This window comes from Methylorubrum populi, assembly GCF_002355515.1.
Taxonomy (GTDB): Bacteria; Pseudomonadota; Alphaproteobacteria; order Rhizobiales; family Beijerinckiaceae; genus Methylobacterium; species Methylobacterium populi_A.
Genome location: NZ_AP014809.1, coordinates 3,281,750 through 3,307,495, shown reverse-complemented (window position 1 = coordinate 3,307,495; position 25,746 = coordinate 3,281,750). Strand labels below are relative to the sequence as shown.

Annotated in this window: 19 protein-coding genes and 1 tRNA gene; 3 read left to right on the top strand and 17 right to left on the bottom strand. The window is 68.6% G+C overall.

Translation table 11 applies throughout. The annotated features are described in order from the left end of the window. Nucleotides 1-42: 42 nt before the first annotated feature. From MPPM_RS15160 to MPPM_RS15090, 15 genes are all read right to left on the bottom strand, one after another. Entirely contained in the window at nucleotides 43-618 is a 576-nt protein-coding gene (locus MPPM_RS15160) for a hypothetical protein (RefSeq protein ID WP_096485752.1), read from the bottom strand. Between the two features lie 79 nt (nucleotides 619-697). Beyond that, complete coding sequence (locus tag MPPM_RS15155; protein ID WP_096485751.1) at nucleotides 698-5,089, bottom strand: translocation/assembly module TamB domain-containing protein; 4,392 nt, start codon at nucleotides 5,087-5,089, stop codon at nucleotides 698-700. Beyond that, nucleotides 5,090-7,075, bottom strand: a complete 1,986-nt coding sequence (locus MPPM_RS15150) for an autotransporter assembly complex protein TamA (RefSeq protein WP_096485750.1) — start codon at nucleotides 7,073-7,075, stop codon at nucleotides 5,090-5,092. It abuts the gene before it with no gap. A gap of 209 nt (nucleotides 7,076-7,284) precedes the next feature. Further along, nucleotides 7,285-7,989: a sensor histidine kinase gene (locus MPPM_RS15145; protein ID WP_096485749.1), complete on the bottom strand. Its 705-nt coding sequence runs from the start codon at nucleotides 7,987-7,989 to the stop codon at nucleotides 7,285-7,287. Between the two features lie 51 nt (nucleotides 7,990-8,040). Beyond that, the gene (locus tag MPPM_RS15140) at nucleotides 8,041-8,775 is read right to left on the bottom strand and encodes a Crp/Fnr family transcriptional regulator (protein ID WP_096485748.1); all 735 of its coding nucleotides are present in this window, start codon (nucleotides 8,773-8,775) and stop codon (nucleotides 8,041-8,043) included. A gap of 282 nt (nucleotides 8,776-9,057) precedes the next feature. Continuing rightward, a tRNA-Tyr gene (locus MPPM_RS15135) sits at nucleotides 9,058-9,141 on the bottom strand. A gap of 89 nt (nucleotides 9,142-9,230) precedes the next feature. Next, nucleotides 9,231-11,066 (bottom strand): single-stranded-DNA-specific exonuclease RecJ, encoded by a 1,836-nt coding sequence (gene recJ, locus MPPM_RS15130; RefSeq protein ID WP_096485747.1) that lies wholly within the window; start codon nucleotides 11,064-11,066, stop codon nucleotides 9,231-9,233. Nucleotides 11,067-11,159: 93 nt separating this feature from the next. Beyond that, entirely contained in the window at nucleotides 11,160-12,560 is a 1,401-nt protein-coding gene (locus tag MPPM_RS15125; RefSeq protein ID WP_096485746.1) for an NAD(P)(+) transhydrogenase (Re/Si-specific) subunit beta, read from the bottom strand. Nucleotides 12,561-12,564: 4 nt separating this feature from the next. Beyond that, nucleotides 12,565-13,017 (bottom strand): proton-translocating transhydrogenase family protein, encoded by a 453-nt coding sequence (locus tag MPPM_RS15120; RefSeq protein WP_012454758.1) that lies wholly within the window; start codon nucleotides 13,015-13,017, stop codon nucleotides 12,565-12,567. Between the two features lie 21 nt (nucleotides 13,018-13,038). Continuing rightward, a complete protein-coding gene (locus MPPM_RS15115) occupies nucleotides 13,039-14,178 on the bottom strand; it encodes a Re/Si-specific NAD(P)(+) transhydrogenase subunit alpha (RefSeq protein ID WP_096485745.1) in 1,140 nt (379 codons plus the stop codon). Between the two features lie 111 nt (nucleotides 14,179-14,289). Further along, nucleotides 14,290-14,583 (bottom strand): aa3-type cytochrome c oxidase subunit IV, encoded by a 294-nt coding sequence (locus MPPM_RS15110; RefSeq protein WP_096485744.1) that lies wholly within the window; start codon nucleotides 14,581-14,583, stop codon nucleotides 14,290-14,292. Nucleotides 14,584-14,696: 113 nt separating this feature from the next. Then, a complete protein-coding gene (locus MPPM_RS15105) occupies nucleotides 14,697-16,067 on the bottom strand; it encodes an ABC1 kinase family protein (protein ID WP_096485743.1) in 1,371 nt (456 codons plus the stop codon). 92 nt (nucleotides 16,068-16,159) lie between these two features. Further along, on the bottom strand, nucleotides 16,160-16,546 hold the full coding sequence (locus MPPM_RS15100; protein ID WP_096485742.1) for a type II toxin-antitoxin system death-on-curing family toxin: 387 nt from the start codon (nucleotides 16,544-16,546) through the stop codon (nucleotides 16,160-16,162). Continuing rightward, nucleotides 16,543-16,767: an AbrB/MazE/SpoVT family DNA-binding domain-containing protein gene (locus MPPM_RS15095; protein WP_004446449.1), complete on the bottom strand. Its 225-nt coding sequence runs from the start codon at nucleotides 16,765-16,767 to the stop codon at nucleotides 16,543-16,545. Before MPPM_RS15095 ends, MPPM_RS15100 begins: the two co-directional genes overlap by 4 nt. A 67-nt stretch (nucleotides 16,768-16,834) precedes the next feature. Continuing rightward, entirely contained in the window at nucleotides 16,835-18,712 is a 1,878-nt protein-coding gene (locus MPPM_RS15090; RefSeq protein WP_096485741.1) for a M3 family oligoendopeptidase, read from the bottom strand. Nucleotides 18,713-19,025: 313 nt separating this feature from the next. On the opposite strand from MPPM_RS15090, the gene MPPM_RS15085 reads away from it, so the two are divergent. The 3 genes from MPPM_RS15085 (at nucleotide 19,026) to mepK (ending at nucleotide 24,342) form a co-directional block, all read left to right on the top strand. Then, a complete protein-coding gene (locus MPPM_RS15085) occupies nucleotides 19,026-20,516 on the top strand; it encodes a sigma-54-dependent transcriptional regulator (RefSeq protein WP_096485740.1) in 1,491 nt (496 codons plus the stop codon). A 161-nt stretch (nucleotides 20,517-20,677) separates the two neighbouring features. Continuing rightward, on the top strand, nucleotides 20,678-22,633 hold the full coding sequence (locus tag MPPM_RS15080; RefSeq protein ID WP_096485739.1) for a L,D-transpeptidase family protein: 1,956 nt from the start codon (nucleotides 20,678-20,680) through the stop codon (nucleotides 22,631-22,633). 224 nt (nucleotides 22,634-22,857) lie between these two features. Then, a complete protein-coding gene (mepK, locus tag MPPM_RS15075; protein ID WP_096485738.1) occupies nucleotides 22,858-24,342 on the top strand; it encodes a peptidoglycan L,D-endopeptidase MepK in 1,485 nt (494 codons plus the stop codon). Between the two features lie 706 nt (nucleotides 24,343-25,048). Here the strand turns inward: mepK and MPPM_RS15065 are convergent. Together MPPM_RS15065 and MPPM_RS15060 are read right to left on the bottom strand one after the other, a co-directional pair. Next, complete coding sequence (locus MPPM_RS15065) at nucleotides 25,049-25,315, bottom strand: DUF2312 domain-containing protein (RefSeq protein WP_003601858.1); 267 nt, start codon at nucleotides 25,313-25,315, stop codon at nucleotides 25,049-25,051. Nucleotides 25,316-25,421: 106 nt separating this feature from the next. Then, a complete protein-coding gene (locus MPPM_RS15060; protein ID WP_096487867.1) occupies nucleotides 25,422-25,742 on the bottom strand; it encodes a DUF1244 domain-containing protein in 321 nt (106 codons plus the stop codon). Nucleotides 25,743-25,746: the final 4 nt, after the last annotated feature.

The window sequence follows — 25,746 nt, the reverse complement described above, 5'->3', positions numbered from 1 at the left end:
TGTGGCGCTCCGATGGGGGCGATGCCGACATCCCGATTACCCCTACCGTGTGGGTGGGCGCGTGCCGTCGCGTATCGCGCGAAAAATCGGAAGGGCGTCGGGTAGTGCCTGCTTCGTCGTCGCGCACACGATGTCGATCCGACCGATCACACGATCCATGATCGCCATGTAGATGCGGACATTCCGGTGGTCCGGTCCTGAAGTCGGGACCGAGACCACTTCGAACCCCGCAAACTCGCTGCTCTTGATCGACTCGACGGTTTCCGTCTGCAGGCCTTGTCCGGCCAGGATCGTCCTGGCTTCGGCGACCCGCTCGCGAAGCGCCGGCAGGGCGTTCAACTCCGCCTGCGAAGAAATGGCCCCCGGTAGGTTCCGCCTGAATCCTGCAGCACACAGCGCTTCGCTTCGTCCCGCGACGGGCGGCTGTCCGGTCTGGCTGACGATATCGACGAGGATTTCGTGAGTGGGGTCCTTCCGCTGTGATCGGATGGCGAACCCGGCCGGTACGGTCACCGAGAAGCCGGTCGAGGGGTCCGTGAACGCCTCGCCGCGCACGGGCGCACTGGAGAGAAACAGAAACTGAGACAATCCGACGGCGTAGGTAAATCCCCGCCCCATGCCAGTCTCTCCGATCCGTTGCTTTGTCGGTATCGATCGTCCGGCTGAACCGCTCGCAGTCCGGTGCCCGCGGGCCCGCCTACCATTCCCACTCAGCGCCGACGCCGACCGAGGTGCGGCCGTCGCTGCCGGCCTCGCCGTTGAGCTTGATCCGCCGCGTCACGTCGTAATTGATTGTCGCGGCGGTGTCGGCGGGCTTGGCGCCGGCCTTCACGCCGACGCTGATGCGGTCGTTGATGTAGCGCGAGGCGCCGACGGCCGGACCGCCGCTCGCACCCGTAGAGACGTCGAGGCTGTCGAGGCCGAGACCCTTGCGGGCCGACTCGAAGACGTCCGGCCCGCCCGCCCCGCCGGAGAGCTGGGCCACGGCTTGGGCGAGCTGGAGCGCCTGGAAGGGCGAGAGCCCGGCCGCTGCCTTCTTGAACAGGATGCGGGAGAGGATCTCGTCCTGCGGCAGGCTCGGATCGGAGGAGAGGGCGAAGACCGGCTGCGACGCCGGCCCCGTGACCGCGATGCGGGCGGTGACGTCCGCGGCCTTGGTCTCGGCGGCGAAGTCGAGATCGGGCTGGGCGAGATCGCCCGCGAAGAACACCCGGCCGCGGGTGAAGTCGAGGCGCTGTCCGCCGAGGCTGAACACGCCGCGGCGCAGGGAGAAGTCGCCGTTGGCCCGTGGATCGCGCGACGAGCCGGTGACGCGCAACTCGCCGCCGAGCTCCGCATCGATGCCGCGCCCGCGCACGAAGATGCGGCTCGGCGCACTTACGGTCACGTCGAGGGCGGCGTCGAACGGCGGCGGGGCCTTCTTGCCGCGGCTCGCCGCCTCGATCTGCGCCTTGCGCTCGGCCCGCTTGGCGAGGCGCTCGCGCACTTCGGGAGTCACGTTGACCCGGCGAATACCCGGCAGTGGCTGTACCGTGGCGGGCAGACGGTCGGGCACCGAGACATCGATGGAGACGACGTCGATCCGGCCCTTGATGACCGGCTTGCGGGCGAGCGGTCCCGACAGGGCGAGGTTGAGGCTCGACACCGCCGTCATCAGCGGGCTCGACACCAGCTCGGCCCGGTCGGCGGTGATTCGGAGCGTTCCAGGGAAACCGGAGGCCGGCTCGACGGCGACGCGCCCATCGACGGAAAGACGACCGCCGTTGCGGGTCGCAGCAGTCAGCCGCTCGATGACGAGGGTGTCGCCGCGGCCGGTCACCCGGCCCTGGATGTCGGTGAGGCGAATGCCGTTGAGCGGATCGGTGAGGCTGCCGCCGGAGAGTGTCGCGGAGCCTTCCACCTTCGGCGCGGCGACGGTGCCGGTCACGCCCGCATCGAGCGCGATCCGGCCGGCGACCCGTTGCCCGCTCACGCTGAGCATCGAGTTGGCGAGCGCCGCGTCGAGGCTGCCGCGAGCGCGCAGATTCAATCCGCCGCCGGCCTCGACCGGCACGGCGCCGGTCACGGTGACGTCGACGCCCCGCCCGGCGGAGACCCGGCCGTCGATGCTGGCCTCGCCCTCGGCGAGCCGGCCGCTCGCGCGCGCGGTGATCGGCGGCAGGCCGGCCTTGCGGGTTTCGGGGGTGACGAGGCCGGCAACGGAGAGGGCGTAGCGTCCCTCCGGCCGCGCGGCGGTCCCGCGCAGATCGGCCTCGCCCTCCAGCGTGCCGGACAGCGCGAGACTCGGGTCGGCGATCCGCGCGAGCGAGAGCGGCAGGGCGCGAATGCCGAGCCTGAGGTCGAGATCGGACCCGGCCCGTCCCTGGACGCTGATCCGGCCCGGGCCGGCGGCGACGACGAGTCCCTCGATCAGCGCTGAAGCTCCGTCGAGGGTGATCGCGGCGGGATTGGCGAGTGCGAGGCGGTCGCCGCCCCGCTGGGCCGAGAACCGGGCGATCTCGATCCGGGTTCGCTCGGCCGGAATCAACCGCGCCGCGCCGTCGAGGGCGAAGCCCCGGGCCTGAGCGGTCAGCGCGATGTCGCTCGCCGTCGGCGTACCATTGGCGGTGAGCCGGACGGTATCCACGCTCTGGCCGGCGGCGACAAGACGGTCGATGGCGGCATGGCCGTCGAGGATGGGATGGGCGCGCAGGTCACGACCGGTGAGGTCGGCGTCGAGTTTTGCCAGTCCGAACGTGTCGTAGCGCAGGCTCGCGCCCGTGGCGCGGATCACCGCATCCTGACGTCCGCCCGCACGCGAGAGCCTCACCGCCGCGTCGAGGCTGCCGGCCATGGGCGCGAGCGCGAGCGGTGAGAGGTCGCCGAGATCGCCGGCGCGGATCGTCAGCGCTCCGTCAGCGAGGAGGCTGGCGGTGTCGATGACGGCTTGTCCGTCCGCCGCGACGGAGCCGAGGGCCAAGGCGAACCGGTCGAGGGCGTAGTCGGTCCGGCCCGGCCGGGACATATGGGCTTCGGCCCGGAGCGGCTTGCCGGCGATGTCTCCGGTCATCCGCAGCGTACCATCGAGGGCATCGCGCAGGTCGCTCAGCACGGCGTCGAGGCGCAGATCGCGGATCGGCCGGCCGTTGGCGCTCACGTCGGGTGCACGCAGCGCCGCGGTGAGGGCGGGCCTCAGGAGGGAGCCCGTCAGCCGGGCGTCCGCGCTGGCCGGGCCGGACAGGCGCTCATCGAGAGCCGACAGGTTCCTGAGGTCGATGCGGGCGGCGACGTCCGCCGTCTTGGCGTCGGCTTGGCCCTGGAGTGTCGCCACGAGTCCCGCGCCCTCGAAGCGCAGGCGCTCGAAACCGTAGCCGTCATAGGTCTGCGATACCCGTCCCGTCAGAGTCGGCGCGCGGCCGATGAGGCGGTCGGCGACCGGCTCTCCGAGGACGAGGCCGCCACCGCGCAGATCGAGATCGGCGGAGAGCGCCTTGCGGGCCGGATCGCCGCTCAAGCTCGCCTTGGCATCGAGGCGGCCGGCGAGCGTTCGGCCCGCAACGCCCGAGAAGGCCCCGACATCCGCCAGCGCCGCCTCAAGCGTGCCGGTGAGCGTGTTCTGCCCGATGCGACCGGTATAGGCAGCACGGGCGGTGTCGGAGTCGACGGTGAGCGTCGTGACGTCCAGGACGCCGTCCGCTCCGGCGGCAGCGCGCAAAACGAGCTTGGCGCGGCTGCCCACGGCCCGGCGCAAGGCCGGATCGGCAAGCCGCAGGCCCTCCATCGCCGCGTCGGCAGTGACGGTGAAGCGCTGCGCCTTCGGATCGGTGCCGCTCGGCTCGACGCTCAGCAGCGCCTCGACGCGCTCCAGGGACGACTCCTTCGTACGCAGGCCGGCTGCCTTGAGGTTGCCCTTCACCCGTGGCGACGAGAGCGGACCCTTCAGGCTGCCGTCGAAGACCAGGGTTTCCAGCTCCGCCTCGGCGGCCTTGGTCACCCCGCCCTCCGTCGGAAGGGCGCGCGCGGCGATCATGAAATCCGCGATGCGATCGGCGGAGAGCGTGCCACCGATGCCGAGCCGCGCGGTGCGGGAGGCAAGGTCGAGCCGGTCGATGCGGAAGGCGCCCGAATCGGAGAAAGCCATGCCGCCGTCGAGCTTGGTCTCGCCGGAGAAGACCGCTGCCGCCGGGCCCGGCACCAGCCCCTCGATGCGCGAGGTCAGGTCGAGACTCAGGCGGCGATCCGTGCCGATGCGCGAGAGGCGGGCACCGCCCTTCGCACCGATCTCCGGGCCGGCGTCGAAGTCCAGCCGGGCGTTGAAGGAATCGAGGGTGCCGCGTCCGTCGAGGTCGAAGTTGATCGGCGGGGTGCCGGGAAGGTTCGCCGCCTTCGAGAGCAGGCCGCCCTGGGGCTCGATCAGGTTCGCCTTGATCTCCAGGCGCTCACCCTTGGGCACGAACAGCAGTCGAGCGATGAAGCGCCCGGCCGCATCGAGCCGGCGGAAATCCGCGCTGACGTCGAGGCCTTCGGACGGGTTGCCGAGCTTTGCCTTCCCGTCACCGGCCAGACGCGCCGCCTGACCCGCGATGCTCTCTCCCAAGACCAGTTCGGCCAGCGTGAAACCCTTGATCTCGACTTTGACCGGGAGGTCGGGAAGCAATTTGCCGTCCGGCTCCGCCTCCGCCGGCGTCGGGCCGGGCACCGGCCTGCGCAGCACATCGAGTCGGCCGATCTCCAGGCTGTCGACTTCAAGCCGGCCGGACAGAAGCGCCAGACGCCGCCAGACGAGGCGGGCGCGATCGAGCTTCAACCATGGACCGTCAGAGTCACTGATGACGACATCGCGGATGGTGGCGTCCGACGAGAGCGCGCCGTCGACGGCGCCAATCGACACCTGCGACGAGGGTGTCGAGAGCGCCTTCGAAAGGAGGCCGCCGAGCACGGTCTTCTCGCCGTCGGCGGCGCGGGTGTCGTCGGTGGCGAACAGGGCGGCAAGGAGCAGAGTGACCGACAGGAACGCCGCTGCCAGGATCCAGCGCCCGCCCGCTCTGCGGGTCCCCTCCCCCGTGAGAGGGGAACGATTCAGACGATGCAGGCGGAGCGGAAAAACCATTCAGAACGCCTGTCCGAGACTGATGTACAGGGCAGCCGGCAGCTCGCGGTTTCCCTTGATCCGATCGAGCGGGAAGGCGAGGTCGGCGCGGATCGGACCGATGCCGGTGTAGTAGCGGACGCCGATGCCCGCCGCCTTGCGGATTCGCTCATCGAAATCCGGCAGCGTCGAGGCGAAGGCCGTGCCCGCATCGAAGAAGGGCACGATGCCGATGGTCTCGGTGATCTTGATGCGGGCCTCGATCGAGGCTTCCAGCAGGCTGCGTCCGCCGATTGGCAGGTTGAATGGTCCGCGCGGGCCGAGGGTGCGGAAGGCGAAGCCGCGCACCGAGCCGCCGCCGCCCGCGAAGAAGCGGAAGTTGTCGGGGATCTCGTCGAGCCGCGCCCCCGAGACCGAGCCGAAGCCGAGGCGGCCGGCCAATACGTATTTCCGCTCCTCGTCCAGCGCGTAGTAGGTCGAGCCCTGCGCCTTCGCGACGAAGATGCCCGGATCCGAGCCGAGGAAGCCGGGATAGGGCGCGGCGGACGCGATCACCCGGAAACCCTCGGTCGGGTCAAGCAGGCTGTCGGTGGAATCGTAGGTGACGGAGAGCGGCACGCCGATCAGCCGGTAATCGACGGTGCCGATGGCGTCCTTCGAGCGGCCGACCTGCCCGTCGAGGCCGATCTGGGCCGAGAAGGTGTCGGAGAAGCGGTGTCGGAGGGCGACCGAGGCGCCGGCTGCGTCGACGAAATAGCTCTGCTGCACCTCGCGGGTGATGAAGGCGTTCGCCAGGAGATCGTTGCGGGTGCCGCCGAGCGCCGGCTTCACGAAGGTGGCGGAGAGGCGCCCGCCCAGCCCCGTCGTGTCGATGCCGGCGAGCTTGCGCTGGGTCGCGAACGGATCGTAGCCGAGGCCGAGATAGTAGATGTCCGCATCGAGCCGCAGGGTCTCGCCGCCACCCCAGAGGTTGCGGTTGGCGTAGTAGGCGCGCACGCCCGGGCCATCGACCGTGGAGTAGCGCGCCGACACGCCGATGAGGTTCCGTTCGCGCTCGCTCACCTCAACGAAGATCGGCAGGTTGCCCTGGGCGTCGAGGCTCTCGCCCGCGCGCACGCGCACCGCGCCGAGGCCCTCGATGCGGGCGACCGAGCGGCGGATATCGGCGACGGCCTTCGGCGAGTAGGGATCGCCGGGCTCGGAATAGATGAAGGAGCGGATCACCGCCGGGTCGATGCCGTCGGTCGCCTTGACCGAGACCTCGCCGAGCCCGGCCATCGGTCCGGGATCGATGGTGAAGGTCACATCCATGACGTGGGCGGCGTCGTCGACGATGGGATCGCGGCTGACGGCCTTGGCGAAGGGATGGCCGAGGGTGCGGAAGCGGTCGACGATCTTCGCCTCGCGGGCGAGCACCGTGGCCGAGCGGGCCGGTACGTCGTCGTCGGTGCGGGTGAAGCGCTCGGGCAGCACCTCGTCCGAGAACGGTCGGCCGCGGGGATCGAGGACGCGCACGCTACGCAACGTGTAGACGGGGCCGAGATCGACCGCGATCTTCACCGGCACCAGCGCCCGGGCGCGCGAGGCTTCCGCGGCGCGGGCGGCGGCGGCCAGAGAGGTCTCGCCCGTGACGGGCACGCCGTCGATCCGGATCGAGACCGTGCCCTGATAGTAGCCGTAGCCCGAGAGCACGTCTGTCAGGCGCCGCAGATCCGCCTCGGCGCGCCGGACGAGCCCCTCGCCGTCCGGCGGCGCGTCCTGGCGCAGGCGATAGAGCGTTGAGGTATCTTGCAACGCCCGGAGAATGTCCGAGTCGTCGGTGCCGGTGATCCGCAGGTTGTAGGGCAGCGCCCCGGCGCTCGGCGCCGGCGGCTCTTCCTCGGATCCGAACAACCCGAACAGGTCGAAGGCATGCGCCCGCTCCGGCAGGGCGATCAGGGTCGCGAAACCGAGGAGAACGCCACCGATGGCCGGTGAACGCAGCAGGCAGTTCATCCGGACATGCATTCGTGCGGTGGGGTCCCTGGCTCGTGACGGGCGATGCCTCCAGAAAAGCATCCAGATGTTAAGTACCCGTCGATCTGCCGCGGGGCTACCCCGGCCACGCTTGGTACAGCGCTCGATCGTAAAATGGTGAGCGGACAACGACAGGCGTGACCGATCGACCGCAGGCCGGGAGATCGTGTCCCGATCCCGGGCTCTGTCGAGCAGTGGCGCTATTCCTCGTCGTCGATCGCCATGATCTGGGATCCGAGCGGCAGGCTGATCGTGCAGCGCAGACCGTGCGGGTCGAAATCGAGCGTTGTGTCGGCTTTCAGCTCGTAGCGCAGGCTGCGCTCGAGGACCTCGAAGCCGAAGCCGCGATGCGGCGGTGTCGGCGGGAGATCGTCGAGGCCGCTCTCCTCCCAGACAAAGGTCAAACGCGATTGAGAGCCTGCCTGCACCGCCGAAGGCGAGAGGCTCCAGGTTACGCGGATGCGCCCCAACGGCACGGTCAAGGCACCGTGCTCGACGGCGTTCACGGCCAGTTCGTGGACCGCAATGGCGAAGACCTCGGCGGCGCCGGGACGGAAACGAAGGTTCGGACCAGAAATTACAACCTGCTCGCCCTCGCGCGCGAGGTGCACGAGGAGCTCATCGGCGACGAGAGAGTGTAGACCGATTCCCTCGGGGACGCTCCGCATCAAGGCGTTGAGAACGCGGGCGAGAGCATCGAGCCGCCCGTCGAGATGGGCGACATAAGTTTCCAGGGAATCGCTCGTCTCGGCCGAGCGGCGGATGATCGCCCGCAGCATCGAGAGGGTGTTGCGCACCTTGTGGCGCAGCTCTGCCGGCAGGCCGGTCTCGTCGAGGAAGCGGCGCAGGCGCCGGTTCTCGGCCTCCAACTCCTCGATACGTGCATCCCGCGGATCCTGGTTCATGGCTGAGCCGTTCGCTGACCTCAACAGGATGAATCGGCTGAGAGCCGTTCATCAATCGTCGTCGATTGCCGATGGATCCCGTTCGTAATGCAAGTAAGACGGATCGAAGAGCGACGCTGACTGGAGAGCCGGAAAGTCCGGGATGGTCAATTGACGACCGCGCAGGCGGATCAGCCCGGCGGCCCGCAGCTCCTTGAGCGTGCGATTGATGTGGACGGTCGACAGACCCATCGCGTCACCGAGATCGGCCTGCGTGATGGGGAACTCGCAACTCGTTTCGCTCGTCATGCCGACGGCGCGCAGTCGCAGGAACAGCTCACAGAAAAGATGCCCGAGCCGCTCCGTCGCCAGGCGCTGGCCGAGGCTCACCGTCCATTCACGCTGGATGGCGGCCGTCACCAGCATTTCCCACCAGAGCGCTTCCGCGACCCTTGGGTATTGCAAGGCGATATCCCGAATGGCGGTCTCAGATACTTCAGCAAGAACGACTGGGGTCAGCGTTCCGAGCGAGTGATCCATCTTGCGCAGTACGAAGACGTGCGGATCACAAAGGTCGCCAGGAAGAAAAATTGAGATGACCTGTCGGCGACCATCTTCGAGTTGTTTGTAGCGGCAGGCCCAACCTTCGAGGACGACGTTGACATGGCGAGGCCGCTCGCCATCGCGGATTACATCTTCACGCGCGCCCAGTCTTCGTGTCGGCTGAGCAATCTTCTCCAAGGCCTGCTTCTCTTCGAGAGACAGGCGAACGAAGTTTTCCAGCTTACGGACGAGCGGGTTGGACACTGGGTTTCCTTGGCCTAGTCGCACCAACCTAGCGCCATGAACAGCGAGCTGAACTAACGCAGGTTAGTTTTACGCGCGAATGCCCAAACCTGTGAACAGATTCCTGTGTCGCACAATTATATGCGATTTCCCGTTCCAGAGCTATGCCACAGCGCGTATCGACCACGGCAATGCCGGCCCGCGGCGATGGCGCCGGGACCGCGCCCTGGATGAGCGATGTCGGATGGAGTTGATCACGTCTCGGGACCGATCGTCACGATCGGCCGTGATCTGGATCGTGTTTGGTGGGGGAAGTAGGACTCGAACCTACGAAGCTTACGCAGCGGATTTACAGTCCGCCCCCTTTGCCGCTCGGGACATTCCCCCAAACCGGGTCACCGCGTTTCGATCGCGGCGGGCGAGGTCCTTATGGTGAGGGTCGGATCGGGTGTCAACCGATCCGTTTCGCCAGGATTCTATCCACAGGCGGCTAGGTCGCAGATTCGAACCTGCGCGCGCTCCGCACCGCGCCAACGGTCGCACGAGAGCGTTCCGGCGATATGGAAAGTGCGGCCGATGCCGCCGAGCAGGGCAGCGCCCAGTGGACCCTGGGCCGCGCGGAAGGCGATGGCGCCGACGGCCTGCCCATCGCCGCTGACGAGGCGTGCGCGGACGTGCCCGTTGCCAACGACCCCCGCATCGACGAGGCGGTGGCGAGGGAGTGCCATCACCGGCTCGGGCGCCCCCTGGCCGAAAGGACCCGCCCGCTGAATCAGGCGAACCAGTTCAGCGGTCGTGCCGCCGGCGCTCACCGTCCCGTCGATCAGCAGGGCCTCGGCAGCCCGCGCCCGGCCGACCGCCTCGGTGAGGTCGCGCGACAGGCTTTCACCGAACGTTTTGAGGGCGCCGGGCGGCAGCGTCACCCCCGCGGCCATGGCGTGCCCGCCCCCTTTGACCGCGAGGCCAGCCTCGACCGCATTGCGCACGGCGCTTCCCAGATCCGCTCCGATGACGGAACGGCCGGAGCCGACGGCACTGCCATCCGGCTTGACCGCGAAGGCGAAGGCCGGCCGCCCGAACCGCTCCTTGAGCCGTGCGGCGACGAGGCCGACGATTCCGGGATGCCATTCGCGCGAGGCGGCGATGAGCACCGGACGGTCTGGATCGCGGGCGAGGCGTGCATCCATCTCCGCCTCGGCCTCGGCGACGGCTTGCGCCTCGATCGCCTGCCGCTCGCGGTTGAGCCGGTCGAGTTCATCGGCGATTCGGCGCGCCTCCAGCGGATCGGCTGTGGTGAGCAGGCGCGCGCCGAGGCCGGCCTCGCCGATGCGTCCGCCCGCGTTGATGCGCGGCCCGACGAGGAAGCCGAGATGCCATGCCTCCGGCGGCTCGCTCAGTCCGGCCGCGTCGAGCAAGGCCGCCAGCCCCGGCCGTCCGCGCCCGCGCATCACCGCGAGCCCCTGGACGACGAAGGCACGGTTGAGTCCGGTGAGCGGTACCACGTCCGCGACGGTGGCGAGCGCCACGAGATCGAGGAAGTCGGTGAGCCGCGGCTCGGCCGAGGCCCCGAAAGTACCCGCCCCCCGCAACCGGCGGGCGAGCCCGACCAGGGTCATGAAGACGACGCCCGCGGCGCAGAGATGTCCGAGGCCGGACAGGTCGTCGAGCCGGTTCGGATTCACCAGAGCGCGGGTCGTCGGCAATGTCTCCGGCGCGCCGTGATGGTCGAGCACGATCACGTCGAGGCCGAGTGCCGCGGCGGCGGCGAGCGGCTCGTGGCCGGCGGTGCCGCAATCGACGCAGACGAGCAGACCGGCTCCCTCCTCGCGCAAGGCCGTGACGGCGCCGACATTCGGGCCGTAGCCTTCCGTGATGCGGTCGGGGATGTGGATTCGCACCGGCACGCCGAGCGCCCGCAGGTACTCGGCGAGCAGGGCCGCGCTCGACGCGCCGTCGACGTCGTAATCGCCGAAGATCGCCACCGCTTCGCGAGTCCGCACGGCATGGGCGAGCCGATCGACCGCCGCCTCCATGTCCACGAGGACGGCGGGGTCGGGCATCAGGTCGCGCAGGCGCGGAGACAGGTAGGCTTCGGCCTCCGCCGGCCGAACGCCGCGGCCGACGAGCACCCGGGCCAGCAGGTCTGGCAGGCCGTAGGCCTGGGTCATGGTCGTCGCGAGGGCCTGCAGACCGGGTTCGCCGCAGCGCTCACGCCAGGGCCGCCCGAGGACCGAGGCGGCCACGTCGAGGAACGGGCGGGACGGGTCGAGGGGGGAAGCGAGGGACATGGCGGCGGACACGGGGGCGACCATAGCCGCTTCCGCCGGCAAAAACTGCGCCCCGTAAACGACAGCGGGGCGGACGATCGCTCGCCCGCCCCGCCGTGCCGACCGCCGATGAGTCGATCAGAGGTTCTTGAGGATGCTGTCGACGACCTTCTTGGCGTCGCCAAACAGCATCATGGTGTTGTCGCGGAAGAACACCTCGTTCTCGACGCCGGCATAGCCCGAGCCCATGCCGCGCTTGATGAAGAGGACCGTCTTGGCCTTCTCCACGTCGAGGATCGGCATGCCGTAGATCGGCGAGGCCTTGTCGGTCTTGGCGGCCGGGTTGGTGACGTCGTTGGCGCCGATCACGAAGGCCACGTCGGCCTGCGGGAACTCGCCGTTGATGTCCTCAAGCTCGAACACCTCGTCGTAGGGCACGTTGGCTTCCGCGAGGAGCACGTTCATGTGCCCCGGCATGCGGCCCGCCACCGGGTGGATGGCGTACTTCACGTCGACGCCTTCCTTCTTCAGCATGTCGGCCATCTCGCGCAGCGAGTGCTGCGCCTGGGCGACCGCCATGCCGTAGCCCGGCACGATGATGACCTTCTCGGCGTTCTTCATGATGTAGGCCGCGTCGTCCGGCGAGCCCTGCTTGACGGGGCGCGTCTCGACTTGGCCGCCGCCGGCCGCCGCGGCGGAGTCACCGCCGAAGCCGCCGAGGATCACCGAGATGAACGAGCGGTTCATCGCGTGGCACATGATGTAGGACAGGATCGCGCCCGACGAGCCGACCAGCGAGCCGGTGATGATGAGCGCGAGGTTGCCCAGGGTGAAGCCGATGCCGGCCGCCGCCCAGCCCGAGTAGGAGTTGAGCATCGACACGACGACGGGCATGTCGGCGCCGCCGATCGGGATGATGATCAGGCCGCCGAGCACCAGCGACACGATCACGATCAGCCAGAACACCGCCTTCGACTCGGTGCCGATGAAGATGGCGATCAGCACCACCAGACCGATCGCCATGGCGAGGTTGATGATGTGCCGGCCCGGCAGCATGATCGGCTTGCCGGACATGCGCCCGTCGAGCTTGGCGAAGGCGATGACCGAACCGGTGAAGGTGATCGCGCCGATGGCCACGCCGAGACCCATCTCGAACAGCGACTGCTTGTGGAAGTGGCCGTTCTCGAGGATGCCGAAGGCCTGGGGCGCGTAGAGCGCACCGGCCGCCACCGCGACCGCCGCGAGGCCGACCAGCGAGTGGAAGGCGGCGACGAGCTGCGGCATCGCCGTCATCGGCACCCGCTTGGCGATCACCGCACCCGCGCCGCCGCCGAGGCCCAAGCCGAGGAGAACGAGGATCCAGGCGCCGAAGCCGGATGGCGGATGGCCGACCAGCGTGGTGAGGATGGCGAGACCCATGCCCACCATGCCGTAGAGGTTGCCCTGACGAGCGGTCGTCGGGTGCGAGAGCCCCCGCAGCGCCATGATGAACAGGACGCCGGAGACGATGTAGAGAAGGGAAGAGACGTTTTCCGACATCGCCTCAGGCCTTCTTCTTGTACATGCCGAGCATGCGCTGTGTGACGAGGAAGCCGCCGAAGATGTTCACGGAGGCGAGAACGATACCGATGAAGCCGAAGAAGCGAGCCCAGCCGGTGCCCTTCTCGATCAGCGGGACACCGACGGCGAGCAGCGCGCCGACGATGATGACGGAGGAGATCGCGTTGGTGACGGACATCAGCGGCGTGTGCAGCGCGGGCGTCACCGACCAGACGACGTAGTAGCCGACGAAGATCGCGAGCACGAAGATCGCGAGGCGGAACACGGTCGGATCGACCGCGCCGTGGGTGGCGGCAGCGACGCCATGGCCGAGCGCGTCGGCGATCGACTGGGCGTGTGCGGCGTTCTGCTGGGCGATATCGGCCGCGGCGCGAGCGGCGGCCGCGGCGGCGTTGGCCTGATCAGCAGGCGAGACGGGCGGAAGGGGGGTTGCCATGGTGAGATCCTCCGCGACCGATCAGGCTTTGGGCTGAAAGTTGGGGTGGACCACCTGACCGTCGCGGGTGAGGTTGGTGGCCTTGACGAGCTCGTCGTCCCACTTCACCGCCAGCGCCTTCGCTTCCTTGTCGATCATCGTCTCGACGAAGGCGTAGAGGTTGCGGGCGTAGAGGCTCGAAGCGGTCGCCGCGAGGCGGCCCGGCACGTTGACGTGACCGACGATCTTCACGCCGTTGCCGACCGTGACGATCTCGCCAGCCTTGGCGCCGGCGACGTTGCCGCCGCGCTCGACCGCGAGGTCCACGAGCACCGAACCCGGCTTCATCGAGGCGACCATCTCCTCGGAGACGAGCTTCGGCGCGGGGCGGCCCGGGATCAGGGCCGTCGTGATGACGATGTCCTGCTTGGCGATGTGGCCCTTGACCAGCTCGGCCTGCTTCTTCTGGTACTCGGCCGACATCTCCTTGGCGTAGCCGCCGGAGGTCTCGGCCTGCTTGAACTCGTCGTCCTCGACGGCGACGAACTTGGCGCCGAGCGATTCGACCTGTTCCTTGGTGGCGGGGCGCACGTCGGTGGCGGTCACCACGGCCCCCATGCGGCGGGCGGTGGCGATGGCTTGGAGGCCGGCGACGCCGACGCCCATGATGAAGATGCGCGCGGCGGGCACGGTGCCGGCGGCGGTCATCATCATCGGCAGGGAGCGGCCGTACTCGGCGGCACCGTCGACCACGGCGCGGTAGCCGGCGAGGTTGGCCTGGGACGAGAGCACGTCCATCACCTGCGCGCGGGTGATGCGGGGCATCAGCTCCATGGCGAAGGTGTTGACGCCGGCCTCGGCCGCGGCCTTCAGCGCGTCCTCGTGACCGTAGGGGTCCATGATCGCGACGACCGTGGCGCCCTTCTGGATCTTGGCCAATTCGTCCGCGTTCGGGCGGCGGACCTTGAGGATGAGGTCGGCGCCGGAGAGCGCTTCCTCGGCGCTGCCGGCGATCTTGGCGCCGGCGGCCTCATACTCGGAATCGGGGACGCCGGCTTTGGCGCCCGCTCCCGATTGCACGACGACATCACTGCCCAGACCAATGAACTTCTTGACCGTTTCTGGGACGGCCGCGACCCGTGGTTCTATCGGGTCCGTCTCCGTCAAGACGGCAATACGCATCAGTTGCTCCCGTTCTTACAGCCGCCTTTCGGCGTGCCGGTATCCGAGCCTTCTTGGAAGTTCAGATCTGGAAAGGGCCGACCCGATGGGCCGGCCCGGAAGACTCGATCCTCAGCTCAGGAAGAGGATCGCGAGAAGGGCGGCGAGGACGAAGGCCTGGGCCTTCCAGCCGATGGCTGGGACGAAGGCACCGACCGCCGCGGCCGCCCAGGACACCAGCACGCCGATAATCGCGGTCACCCACGCCTCGTGCACGCCGCCGATGGCGAGGGCCGCGACCCAGCACAGAACCGTGACGGTGCCGATCTCGACGAAGCGGACGAAGCCCCGGTAGGTCTGCTCGTGGGTCTTCTCGTCCATCGCCGGGCTGTAGTTCAGGCCGGTGAGGGTCTTCGTGTCCGCCATTTGCGCGCCCGTTCCCTGATTTCGTTTTGCTTGTCACGCGCGGATTTAGCGCAAGGCTAACTCACTCGCAATCAGCTTGACGGTCAGGTGGGCGTGTCATGAGCCGGCTTTTTTCAGGCCGGGGCGGGCAAGCCAGCGTCCGCGAGCGCCGTTCCCTGTCGCTCGGACAGCGTCTCCAGGGAGAACCGCTCGATTTCGGCCTCGAACAGGCGATGGTAGTTCAGTTTAGAGCGCAAGTGCAGAAACACCGCACCGAGGCCCACCGCCGCCCGGTCCATGAAGACGAATTCCTGTGGGACCGTGACCGGTCCCCGCTCCTTCAGCGCCTGATGCACGGAGAAGGCTTCGCGCCGTCCGTAGGCCCCCGGCTCAATGCCGTCGGCGACGGTGCGCGTGCGGTCTTCCAGTAGCGGGCCATAGATGAAGCGGGCCCAGATGTTGAGGATGTCGACGGTCTCCTTGTCGAGCTTCTTGAAGCCCCAGACTTCGTAGGCGTGGACGACGCGGTCGCGGTCGTCCTCCAAGAGCCCACGATAGAGATCGACCACGCCACCGACGAAGCGGGGATGGAAGATCCGCACGCAGCCGTAATCGAGCAAATTAATTCCCTGCGCCTCCCCGCCCTCGGAAAAGACGGTGTAATTGCCCAGATGCGGATCGCCGTGAATGACGGCGGCGCGGCTGAACGGGTGCCACCACGCCCTGAACATCGCCTGGGCGATGCGGTTGCGAATCTCGATCGGTGCGTCGGCGAAGTTCAGAATTCGCTCGCCGTCGAGCCAGCCGAGGGTGAGCAGCCGCTTCGTCGAGAGGTCGGGATGCACCGTCGGCACCCGCACCGAGTCGATGTCCTTGAGCACGCTGCCGTAGAGCGCGGCATGCTTCGCCTCACGGCCGTAATCCAGCTCCTCGCGCACCCGGGCGCCGATCTCCTTGGCGATCTCCGAGGTGTCGAGCCAGGAATTCATCCGCCGGTGCAGGGCGAAGACGACCTGAAGCTGCTTGAGGTCGGCCTCAACGGCGGATTGCATATCGGGATACTGGAGCTTGCAGGCGAGCGGCGCGCCGTCGAGCGATTCGGCGCGGTGGACCTGCCCCAGCGAGGCGGCGGCGGCGGGCCTGAGGTCGAAGCTGCCGAAGCGCGTCTGCCAGTCGACGCCGAGTTCGGCCATCATCCGGCGCTTGACGAAGGCCGCGCCCATCGGCGGCGCGTCGGCCTGGAGCTTCTGAAGTTCCGCCGCGTATTCCGGCGGCAGCAGGTCGGGCACGGTGGCGAGGAGCTGCGCCACCTTCATGATCGGGCCCTTGAGGCCGCCCAGCGCCTGCGCGAGAGCCGCGGCGTTGTTCAGGCTGGCGCCATCCTTGCCGCCGAACAGGCGCGCCGCCGCCATTCGCGCGGCCACGCCCCCGACATTGGCGCCGACGCTGGCGTAACGGCTCGCGCGGGCGGTGAAGCGGTTGGCTTCGCGGTCGGTCTCGGCCATGGACGCGGATCGATTCCTATCGGGACTCGTGCCGAGATAGGCAGGCCGGTGCCCCACGCCCAGTGCGCTGGGACGGCGCGCCGCGGGCCACGCTACGTCTTCGGCCAGTTGTCGCGGATCCAGCGGGTCAGACCGGATTCGTCGATCTCACCCGCGGCGAGGCCGCGAATCATCACCACTGCTTCCGCTTCATCGACGACGAAGTCGACATCGTTCAGACCGAGGAAGGTGACGAGCGCCAGCAGGGCGGCGCGCTTGTTACCGTCGATGAAGGGATGGTTCTTGGCAATTCCGAAAGCGTAGGCGGCCGCCAGCTCTGCGAGATCAGGCTCACCGTAGCCGGCCCGGTTGATCGGGCGCCCCAATGCCGATTCTAGTGCCCCTTCATCGCGAATACCGGGTGGTCCGCCGAAAAGCTTGAGCTGATGAGCGTGAATGGCCTGGATGAGATCGCTCTTCAGCCAGACGACCTCGCTCACTTCGCCAATTCGGCCAGAGCATTCCGGTAGGTTTTCATAGCCCGCTCGGCGATTTTCATCCCCTTCTCAAAGGTCGGATCGTAGGGCGATAGGCGCACTGTGCCGTCTGCGTTCTCGGTCACATAGAGCCAATCGCCTTGCTCAAGCTTGAGCCGGCCGACGAGTTCCTTTGGCAGGATGAGGCCGGTCGAATTGCCGACGCGCTTGACTTCGAGCTTCATGGGCACCCCGTACGTGTTATACTGTATGTATAACACGTACGGGGCACTCTGCCTAATACGATGTGGATCAGGCAGCCTCCATCGCCTCCAGCTCGGCGATCATCCCCTCGATCATCCCGAGACCGATCTGCCAGAAGCCCGGATCGCTGGCATCGAGCCCGAACGGCTTGAGCAGTTCGCCATAGGGCTTCGAGCCGCCGGCGGAGAGCAGGGCGAAGTAGCGCTCGACGAAGCCGGGCTCGGCGCGGGCGTAGACGCCGTAGAGCGAGTTCACGAGGCAGTCGCCGAAGGCGTAGGCGTAGACGTAGAACGGCGAGTGGATGAAGTGCGGGATGTAGGCCCAGAACGGCTCGTAGCCCTTGTCGAGGGTGATGGCCGGGCCGAGGCTCTCCGCCTGCACCGACATCCAGAGTTCGTTGATCTGCTCCGCCGTCAGCTCGCCCTTCGCGCGGGCGAGATGGACCTTCCGCTCGAACGAGTAGAACGCGATCTGGCGCACGACCGTGTTGATCATGTCCTCGACCTTGGCCGCCAGCATCGCCCGGCGCTGGGTCGGGTCGGTGGTCTGGCTCAGCAACCGGCGGAAGGTCAGCATCTCGCCGAACACGCTGGCGGTCTCGGCGAGCGTGAGGGGCGTCGGCGCCATCAGCGCGCCGTTGGGTGCGGCGAGCACCTGATGCACGCCGTGGCCGAGTTCGTGCGCCAGCGTCATCACGTCCCGCGGCTTGCCCTGATAGTTCACCAGCACGTAGGGGTGAGCCGAGGGCACGGTCGGGTGCGCGAAAGCGCCGGGCGCCTTGCCAGGCCGGGTCGGCGCATCGATCCAGCCGCCGTCGAAGAACTTTTTGGCAATGCCGGCCATGTCCGGCGAAAAGGCATTGTAGGCCTCCAGCACCGTGTCGCGGGCCTGCGCCCAGGGAATCGTGCGCTGCTCGACTTTCGGCAGCGGCGCGTTGCGGTCCCAGTAGGGCAACGAATCAACGCCGAACCACTTGGCCTTGAGCCGGTAGTAGCGGTGCGAGAGGCGGGGATAGGCCGCGCGCACAGCCTCGACCATCGCGGCGACCACCTCCGGCTCCACACGGTTCGAGAGGTGGCGGGCGTCGGCCACGTCCTTGAAGCCGCGCCAACGGTCGGAGATCTCCTTGTCCTTGGCTAGGGTGTTGGTGATCAGCGTGAAGATGCGCAGGTTCGACCGCAGCGTGTCGCCGATGGCGAGCGCCGCCTCCTTGCGCACCGCGCCGTCCGGATCCTGAAGCTTGTTGAGGGTCGGCTCCAGGGTCAGGCGCTCGCCCTGCACGGGGAAGCGCAGAGCGGCGATGGTCTCATTGAAGAGCCGGTCCCAGGCGGCGCTCGACGTGACCGACTTGTCGAGGAACAGCTTCTCCGTGCGGTCGTCGAGCTGGTACGGTTTCTCGCGGCGCAGATCCTCGATCCAGGGACGGTAATGGGCGAGCGGGCCGTCGGCCATCGCCGCGTCGAGCACGCCGTCCTCGACGCGATTTAGTTCAAGGCCGAAGAACAGCAGGTCGCCCGACGCCGTGGTCAGGCGCTCGCGGGTGTCGCCGTAGAACTTGGCGCGGCTCTCGTCGGTGGTGTCGCCGGAATAGACGAGCCCGGCATAGGACATCAGCCGCCCCATCAGGTCCTCGATCCGCTCGTAGGCCTGCACCGCCGCGCCGAGCGCGGCAGAAGCGTCCGGTCCGGCGGCGATCTCGGCAATCCGTCCCGCGTAGCGCTCGCCGAAGACCCGGCTGTCCGACTCGGCCCGTTCGAGATCCGCACGGAAGGCGGGGTCGTCCATGCCGGAGTAAAGGTCGGTCAGGTCCCATTCCGGCAGTACGCCGAGATCGGCCGCCTGCAGCGCGCCTCGCACGGCCGCAAGTTCCTCAGCCCCCCTCAACAAGTCCGGAGTCAGGGCAGCGAAGACGGCTCGGCTCGACATGATGTGCTGGTTCCTCGACGCGTTAGCGCGGTCCGGCATGCTGAGCGCCGGCGCGGCCGAGGCCAGATATCGAGCGCAAGGCCCTTCCGATCAACCGCGCCCCGCAATCTCGGGTGCCGAACGGCCTCCGCATCGGGCGCAACGCCTTTCGAGAGGGCAGCGGGCTGAAATTCGAGCGTCGTTAAGCGGGGCTTTACGCTCTTGGGCGACCCTGTGCCTCGAAACGAAACAGCCGCCGCCATGCGCCCGCCGGTCTCTCCTCGGAGGTCGGGTCGGCCCGCGGCCGGCTCGAACGGAAAGCGAGGCGCCCCGCATGTCGACCACCGTTCTCATCATCGACGACGATCCCGTTCAGCGCCGCCTTGCCGAGGCGATGGTGCGCCGCCTCGGTTTCGAGGCACGGGTCGCGGAGAACGGTCACGACGGCCTGACCCTGCTGCGGGGCGGAGAGAGCGTTGACGTCGTCCTGCTCGATCTCGTCATGCCCGGCGGCATGGACGGATTGAGCGTGCTGGCGGAGATGCGCAAGAGTGGGATCGACACCCCGGTCATCGTGCAGACCTCGAACGGGTCCATCGACGCGGTGGTGAACGCCATGCGCGCGGGCGCCGTCGACTTCGTGGTCAAGCCGGCCGGCGCCGAACGGCTTCAGGTCTCGATCAAGAACGCCCTGCGGGTCGATCAACTGGAGGAGGAGGTGCGCCGCATGCGTCGCCGCGCCTCCGGCGCTCTGGGATTCAAGGATCTCGCCTCGAAGAGCCCGGATATGGAACGGGTGATTCGACTCGCGGAGCGCGCGGCGAAGTCGAACATTCCGGTTCTGATCGAGGGCGAGTCGGGCGTCGGCAAGGAGGTGCTGGCCCGGGCGATCCAGGGCTCGGGCGACCGGCGCGGCAAGCCCTTCGTCACCGTGAATTGCGGCGCGATTCCCGAAAACCTCGTCGAATCCACCCTGTTCGGCCACGAGAAGGGCGCCTTCACCGGTGCCACCGAACGGCATGTCGGCAAGTTCGTCGAGGCCTCGGGCGGCACGCTGTTCCTCGACGAGATCGGCGAACTTCCGCTCGACGCCCAGGTGAAGCTCCTGCGGGCGCTGCAGGAGGGTGAGGTCGATCCCGTGGGCGGCAAGCGCGCCGTGCGCGTCGATATCCGTCTGATCTCGGCGACGAACCGTTCGCTTCTCGACCTGGTGAAGCAGGGCAAGTTCCGCGAGGATCTCTACTATCGTCTCAACGTCTTCCCGATGACGCTGCCGCCGCTGCGGGCCCGGCGCGAGGACATCCCGGATCTGGTGCGCTCGTTCTGCGCGCGGTTCGCCGCGGAGGAAGGCAAACGCCTGCGCGGCATCACGGCGGAGGCGATGGCGCTGCTCTCCCGCTATCCCTGGCCCGGCAACGTGCGCCAGTTGGAGAACGCGCTGTTCCGCGCCGTCGTGCTCGCCGACGGTGACGAGCTGACGGTGGCGGAGTTTCCGCAGATCGCCGCGCAGGTCGAGGGCTTCGACGTGCGCATCCCGCCGCTGCCGTCGCAGGCGGCCCTGCCTGCGGGCGGCCTCGAGCCGGTGCGGGAGATCGTGCGCGTCGAGGTGCGCGATCCGCACGCCATGTCCCTCGTGGTCGAGGAGACCGGCGATATGAAAACGATGGAGGCGGTCGAGGCGGAGGTGATCCGCTTCGCCCTGCAATTCTACCGCGGCCGAATGTCCGAAGTCTCGCGCCGCCTCGGAATCGGCCGATCGACTCTCTACCGCAAGCTCAAGGAACTCGGCCTCGACGAGGACGAGCGGTCCGAGGACGCCGCCTGAATCCGGGAGGTTCAGGGAACAGCCGTCATGGCTCGGCTGTTCGATCTCAGGGTCAGGCTTGGCCTTAAAGCACGGCCGTGTGGTTGCGCACGGTCTTGCCGGGGTCGATGATCTTTAAGCGGAGCTGCGGCATTCTCGGCCGTATCCAGGGAGTTGCCGACATGCGCGCTGCATCGGGAGCCGGAACGGGCATCGCGCGGACCCTGTCCGTCGCTTTGGCCGCCCTCCTCGCCTTCGGCCACGCCGCCGCCCGTGCCGAGGAGCCCGCCGCCGAGAGCGGGATCGTTATCCGCAAGGCCGCGGTCGATCCCGCCGACGGGCCCGCCATATCCCCGGACACGAACGATACAGCGCCGTCGGCGGCGGAGGCCCCTGCCCCGTCCGAGACGCCCGGCTCGTCCGAGGCTCCCGCCCCAGCCCCCGCTGCCGAGGGCCCGCCGGCTCCGGTCGCACCGAGTGAACCGCTTCCGGCGGCCGTCTATGCGCGCCTGGCCGATTCTGCACCGCTGCTGCAGCGGTTGACCGGCAAGGATCGAGAGGCGATCCAGTCCTTCTACGCGCTCGGCAACTTCAAGCCGATCTGGATCGAGAAGGGCGCCTTCACCCCGGCCGCCGATGCGGCGATCGCGCGCTTGCGCGCGGCCGGCGAGGACGGACTCGATCCGAACGCCTACCCGGTGCCGGCGGTGGGCAAGCTCAGCCGACCGGACACGGATGCCGAGATCGCCGAGGCCGACCTCAAGCTCTCGGCCTCGCTCGCCCTCTATGCCCGCGACGCCCGCGGCGGGCGGGTGAACCCGGCCTCGATCTCGAAGCTGATCACGCCCACCCTCGATCTGCCATCGGCCGACGCAGTACTGACCCGCCTCGCCGCGGCGGGCGCGCAGGCCGGCGAGGTGCTGCAATCCTACAATCCGCGTCAGCCGGGCTACCTCGCCCTGAAGGAGCGGCTCGCCGGCCTGAGGGTCGGACGGACGCAAGGCACACCCAGCGTCAAGCTTCCCGACGGACCGGTCCTCAAGCTCGGGATGAGCGATCCGCGCGTGCCGCTGCTGCGCAGCCGCTTCGGCCTAGAGGCGCGCGCGGCAGGCACCCTCGACGCCGCGCCCGGCGAATCCGACGCCTACGACCGCTCCGTCGCCGATGCGGTGAAGGATTTCCAGCGCAGCCGCGGGTTGCCGGCGAGCGGCACCCTCACCCGCGCCACCGTGGCGGCGCTCGCCAACCCGAGCCTGCCGAAGGCGAGCGCGAGCGAGGCCGACATCCTCGTCAACATGGAGCGCTGGCGCTGGCTGCCGTCCGAACTCGGGCCAGACTACGTCCTCGTCAACGTGCCGGAATTCAAGCTGAAGGTTTTTCGCGACGGGCGCCTTCGCGACGAGACTCGGGTGATCGTCGGCAAGCCGACGAGCCCGACGCCAATCTTCTCGGGCATGATGGAGTACGCTGTCGTCAACCCGTCCTGGTACGTGCCGCCCTCAATCCTCAAGCAGATGCTGGCTTCGGGCAAGACGGCCGGATTCGAGGTCGTGCGGCGGGGTAACGTGATCTCCCTGCGCCAGCCGCCGGGGGAGCGCAACGCGCTCGGCTTCATCAAGTTCATGTTCCCCAATCAGCACGCGGTCTACCTTCACGACACGCCGAACCGCTCGCTGTTCTCGGCCTCGACCCGTGCCTTCAGCCATGGCTGCGTGCGCGTGGACGATCCGTTCCGTTTCGCCGATGCGGTCCTGCCGAACTGGACCCAGGAGCGTCTGAAGAAGCTGATCGGCAAGGGCGAGCGGACGCTGCGCCTGCCCGAGAAGCTGCCGGTGCATCTCGCCTACTTCACCGCCGAGGTGGACAGTCTCGGCTCCTACCGCACCCTGCCCGATCTGTACGGCTATGACGGGCCGATGAAGGTGGCGCTGGGCCTCGCCGCCCGCCCGGACGCGGTGGCGAAGGGACCCGCAGCCACGAAGCCCAAGTCCACCGAAGCCCGCCCCAGCGCGCGTCAGGCCACGACGCGCGAGGCGGTCCGCAGCGAGCGCCGCGCCGCGCCGCGCCGGGCGCCCGACATGTTCGGTGAGCCGGACGGCGGCCAAGTCTACGCCTATCCGCAGCGCAGCTTCTGGTAGGCGTACGCGCGCATCGTTTCCCGTTTAGATCGGAACCTGCGTTGTCTCGGGCGGGACAGCGGGCGGGATCGCCCTTGCGAGGCTCTTTTTTGCCACGGTTCGTCCGTAGCCGTCACAGAAGACGGCAAGCAGCACGGGCCCCGACGACCCGCCTTTCCGGTCCTCGGCCATCCTGGCGCCCCGTGACATCGCCGATGTCGCGGCCGTCCCGCGAGGTGAGGACCATGCTGCGCACGATCCGAGACCGCCTGCCCTCGAACCGGACGACGCCTTCCCCGCGCCTGAAGCGTCTGGCCTCCGCCGCCGGCGCCATGGCGGCTTTGCTGGTGGCCGGAACGGCCGAAACCCAGGATGCGGTCGCCAACGGCGACACGCGCACCCTCTCGATGGTTCATCAGCACACCGGTGAGACGCTGACCGTCACCTTCAAGCGCGACGGCCGCTACGACCGGGCCGCCCTCGATCAGATCAACTGGCTGATGCGCGATTGGCGCGAGAATGAATCGGTCAAGATGGACCCGCGCCTGTTCGACGTGGTGTGGGAGGCGCAACGCTCCGTCGGCTCGACCGCCCCTCTGCGCATCGTCTGCGGCTACCGCAGCCCGAAGACCAACACCATGCTGCGCCGTCGCTCCTCGGGCGTCGCCGACACCAGCCAGCACATGCTCGGCAAGGCCATGGATTTCTTCATGACCGATGCCTCGATCGACCAGATCCGCGCGGTCGGCATGCGGATGCAGCGCGGCGGCGTCGGGTGGTATCCCCGTTCCGGCTCGCCCTTCGTCCATCTCGATGTCGGGTCGGTACGGTCGTGGCCGCGCATGAGCCACGACCAGCTCGCGCGGCTGTTTCCGGACGGCAAGACGGTCCATCTGCCGGCCGATGGCAAGCCGCTGGCCCGCTACGAGGAGGCGCGCGCCGAGATCCTGTCGCGCGGCGGCACGGTGCTCGGCTACACGGCGGTCGCCAGCGCTGACGAGATCGACGACGGCCCTGGCCTGAAGGGCTTCTTCGCCTCGCTCTTCGGCGGGAGCAGCGGCACAGACGCGCCGCCGGCCGCGCTCGCCAATGCACCGGCGCCGTCCAAGGCGCGGGCCAAGCCGAGCATCGTTGTCGCGAGCGCCGACCCGGCCGACGGGGCCGCCGCCATGGCCTACGCCGCACCGGCCGCTTCCGAGGCCTTGCGCGCGACGAGCCTGCGTCGGGACGGTGCCTCGGCGAAGGAGTTGCTGACCGGGGAAGCCGACCAATCGATCGTCGCGCCGCTTCCGCCGCGGCGCCCCTCCGAGTTCGCCGTCGTCGCCACGGCTCTCACCATCCCCCTTCCGCCGCAGCGTCCGGTGCGCCTCGCCTCCCTCAACGGCGAGGGCTTGAGCGGCATGGTGCATGTGGCGGAAGCTGAGACCGACACTGCCGGGTCGTCCGAACCGGACGCGGCCGAGGCGCGTCTCGTGCCGGCGGATGCCGACCCGCGCGAGCAGGTGCGCGGCCTGCTCTTCGCCGCGGTTCAGGGCGTCTCCGAGCCCGCCTCCCGGACAGCTCCGATTCGCGTGGCGCTCGCCCGCCCACGCCCCGATGAAGTCCTCCCCGCGGAGGCGCTGCATACCCCGTCGGAGCCCCTCGCGAGCCGCTTCTCGACCGAGCCATGGCCGCTTTCCGCCGCCCGCTTCACCGGCTCCGTCACGAACGGACCCTCCCTCGCCCGCTGACGCGAGAGGCGCTCACGCCACCTCGAGGGCCCGTCAGTCGAGCCCTCGAGGTGGCGCGACGAGCATCCCCTTTCTTCCTACGCCCAGAAGATCAGGATCGCACCGCGCGAGAAAGGCGTGCGGTTGACGGCCGAGCTACCAAGGCTTCGGCTGGGGCCGCAGCGACGGCCCTTTCGCCGCTGCCAATCCCCGCACCGGGGTGCCGGTGCTGATCGAAGGGGATGTCACGATCTTCGATGCCACCGTGACCTCTTCCGCGCGATCCCGCCGCCCGTCGATGAGGCCGATTGATGGCAGTGACCGCTTCGGCTGGACCGACGCACGGCTGCGGCGCCGATGGTCGCGCGCTCGGTGCAGCACGGCCTGGGATCGGAATCCGATACGCCACTGGCCCGCTGGCCCGCGTGCCTGGGAGGGAGGCCTTCGGTCGCGGTGGCCTTCGCGGCGTTCGATACCGCCGCCGTGGACCACGACATGACGGTCGGGCGGCGCCGGGATTATCGCGACCACCGGCTCGAATGGATGATCAAGTCCGGTGGTGCCGAGGCGGTTACGGCCGGCCTGCGGCACCGAGATATCCGCTCGCCGTGGCCGGAGGCGTACCGTTTTTCCGTCGTTGCGAGGCTTGGCGTCAGCAATCCAGGGCACCCCATGTCCGGGACGGTTGCGTCCCTGGACCGCTTACGCCTCCCATCAACGGAGAGCTTTACGCCATCCCCAGGGCCTGAAGGTACAGTTCGAGGATCGCCTCCTCCTCCTGGCGCTCGTCGTGGTCGCGCTTGCGCAGGGAGATGATCTTGCGCAGCACCTTCACGTCGAACCCGTTGGCCTTGGCTTCGGCGTAGACGTCCTTGATGTCGCCCGCGATGCCGGCCTTCTCCTCTTCGAGACGCTCGATGCGCTCGATGATGCTCTTGAGCTGGTCGGCGGCGACCGAGGACGGATCGACGGCGGGGGCAGGCGAGGCGGCCATGGCGGCGCTCCTTCATGCGAGGGATGGCGTGCGTCCGAAGACCCACGCCGGATGCCCCGGGATTACGGCATCAACCTTACCCGCTCGTTGATGCCGGGCGTTTGCCTCAGTGACCGCCGCCCTGGCTCGACGCGAAGCGTGCCTGCTGGTCAGGGCTCGCCTCGCTCTGGTGCTTCCGCTTCCACTCCTCGTAGGGCATGCCGTAGACGTGCTCGCGGCTCTGGTCCTTGGTGACGTCGAGGCCGCGCTCGTCCGCCGCATCCTTGAGCCAGTTCGACAGGCAGTTGCGGCAGAAGCCGGCCAGATTCATCAGGTCGATGTTCTGGACGTCGCTGCGGTTGCGCAGATGCGAGACGAGGCGTCGGAACACGGCCGCCTCCAGCTCGGTCTGCGTCGCGGGCTCGATTCCGTTCATGGGATCGGACATCGTG

Excerpts from the sequence above, each read along its gene's own strand:
- MPPM_RS15160 (WP_096485752.1), bottom strand. The coding sequence starts at position 618 with ATGGGGCGGGGATTTACCTACGCCGTCGGATTGTCTCAGTTTCTGTTT.
- MPPM_RS15155 (WP_096485751.1), bottom strand. The coding sequence starts at position 5,089 with ATGGTTTTTCCGCTCCGCCTGCATCGTCTGAATCGTTCCCCTCTCACG.
- MPPM_RS15150 (WP_096485750.1), bottom strand. The coding sequence starts at position 7,075 with ATGCATGTCCGGATGAACTGCCTGCTGCGTTCACCGGCCATCGGTGGC.
- MPPM_RS15145 (WP_096485749.1), bottom strand. The coding sequence starts at position 7,989 with ATGAACCAGGATCCGCGGGATGCACGTATCGAGGAGTTGGAGGCCGAG.
- recJ (WP_096485747.1), bottom strand. The coding sequence starts at position 11,066 with ATGGTCGCCCCCGTGTCCGCCGCCATGTCCCTCGCTTCCCCCCTCGAC.
- MPPM_RS15125 (WP_096485746.1), bottom strand. The coding sequence starts at position 12,560 with ATGTCGGAAAACGTCTCTTCCCTTCTCTACATCGTCTCCGGCGTCCTG.
- MPPM_RS15120 (WP_012454758.1), bottom strand. The coding sequence starts at position 13,017 with ATGGCAACCCCCCTTCCGCCCGTCTCGCCTGCTGATCAGGCCAACGCC.
- MPPM_RS15115 (WP_096485745.1), bottom strand. The coding sequence starts at position 14,178 with ATGCGTATTGCCGTCTTGACGGAGACGGACCCGATAGAACCACGGGTC.
- MPPM_RS15110 (WP_096485744.1), bottom strand. The coding sequence starts at position 14,583 with ATGGCGGACACGAAGACCCTCACCGGCCTGAACTACAGCCCGGCGATG.
- MPPM_RS15105 (WP_096485743.1), bottom strand. The coding sequence starts at position 16,067 with ATGGCCGAGACCGACCGCGAAGCCAACCGCTTCACCGCCCGCGCGAGC.
- MPPM_RS15095 (WP_004446449.1), bottom strand. The coding sequence starts at position 16,767 with ATGAAGCTCGAAGTCAAGCGCGTCGGCAATTCGACCGGCCTCATCCTG.
- MPPM_RS15090 (WP_096485741.1), bottom strand. The coding sequence starts at position 18,712 with ATGTCGAGCCGAGCCGTCTTCGCTGCCCTGACTCCGGACTTGTTGAGG.
- MPPM_RS15085 (WP_096485740.1), top strand. The coding sequence starts at position 19,026 with ATGTCGACCACCGTTCTCATCATCGACGACGATCCCGTTCAGCGCCGC.
- MPPM_RS15080 (WP_096485739.1), top strand. The coding sequence starts at position 20,678 with ATGCGCGCTGCATCGGGAGCCGGAACGGGCATCGCGCGGACCCTGTCC.
- mepK (WP_096485738.1), top strand. The coding sequence starts at position 22,858 with ATGCTGCGCACGATCCGAGACCGCCTGCCCTCGAACCGGACGACGCCT.
- MPPM_RS15065 (WP_003601858.1), bottom strand. The coding sequence starts at position 25,315 with ATGGCCGCCTCGCCTGCCCCCGCCGTCGATCCGTCCTCGGTCGCCGCC.
- MPPM_RS15060 (WP_096487867.1), bottom strand. The coding sequence starts at position 25,742 with ATGTCCGATCCCATGAACGGAATCGAGCCCGCGACGCAGACCGAGCTG.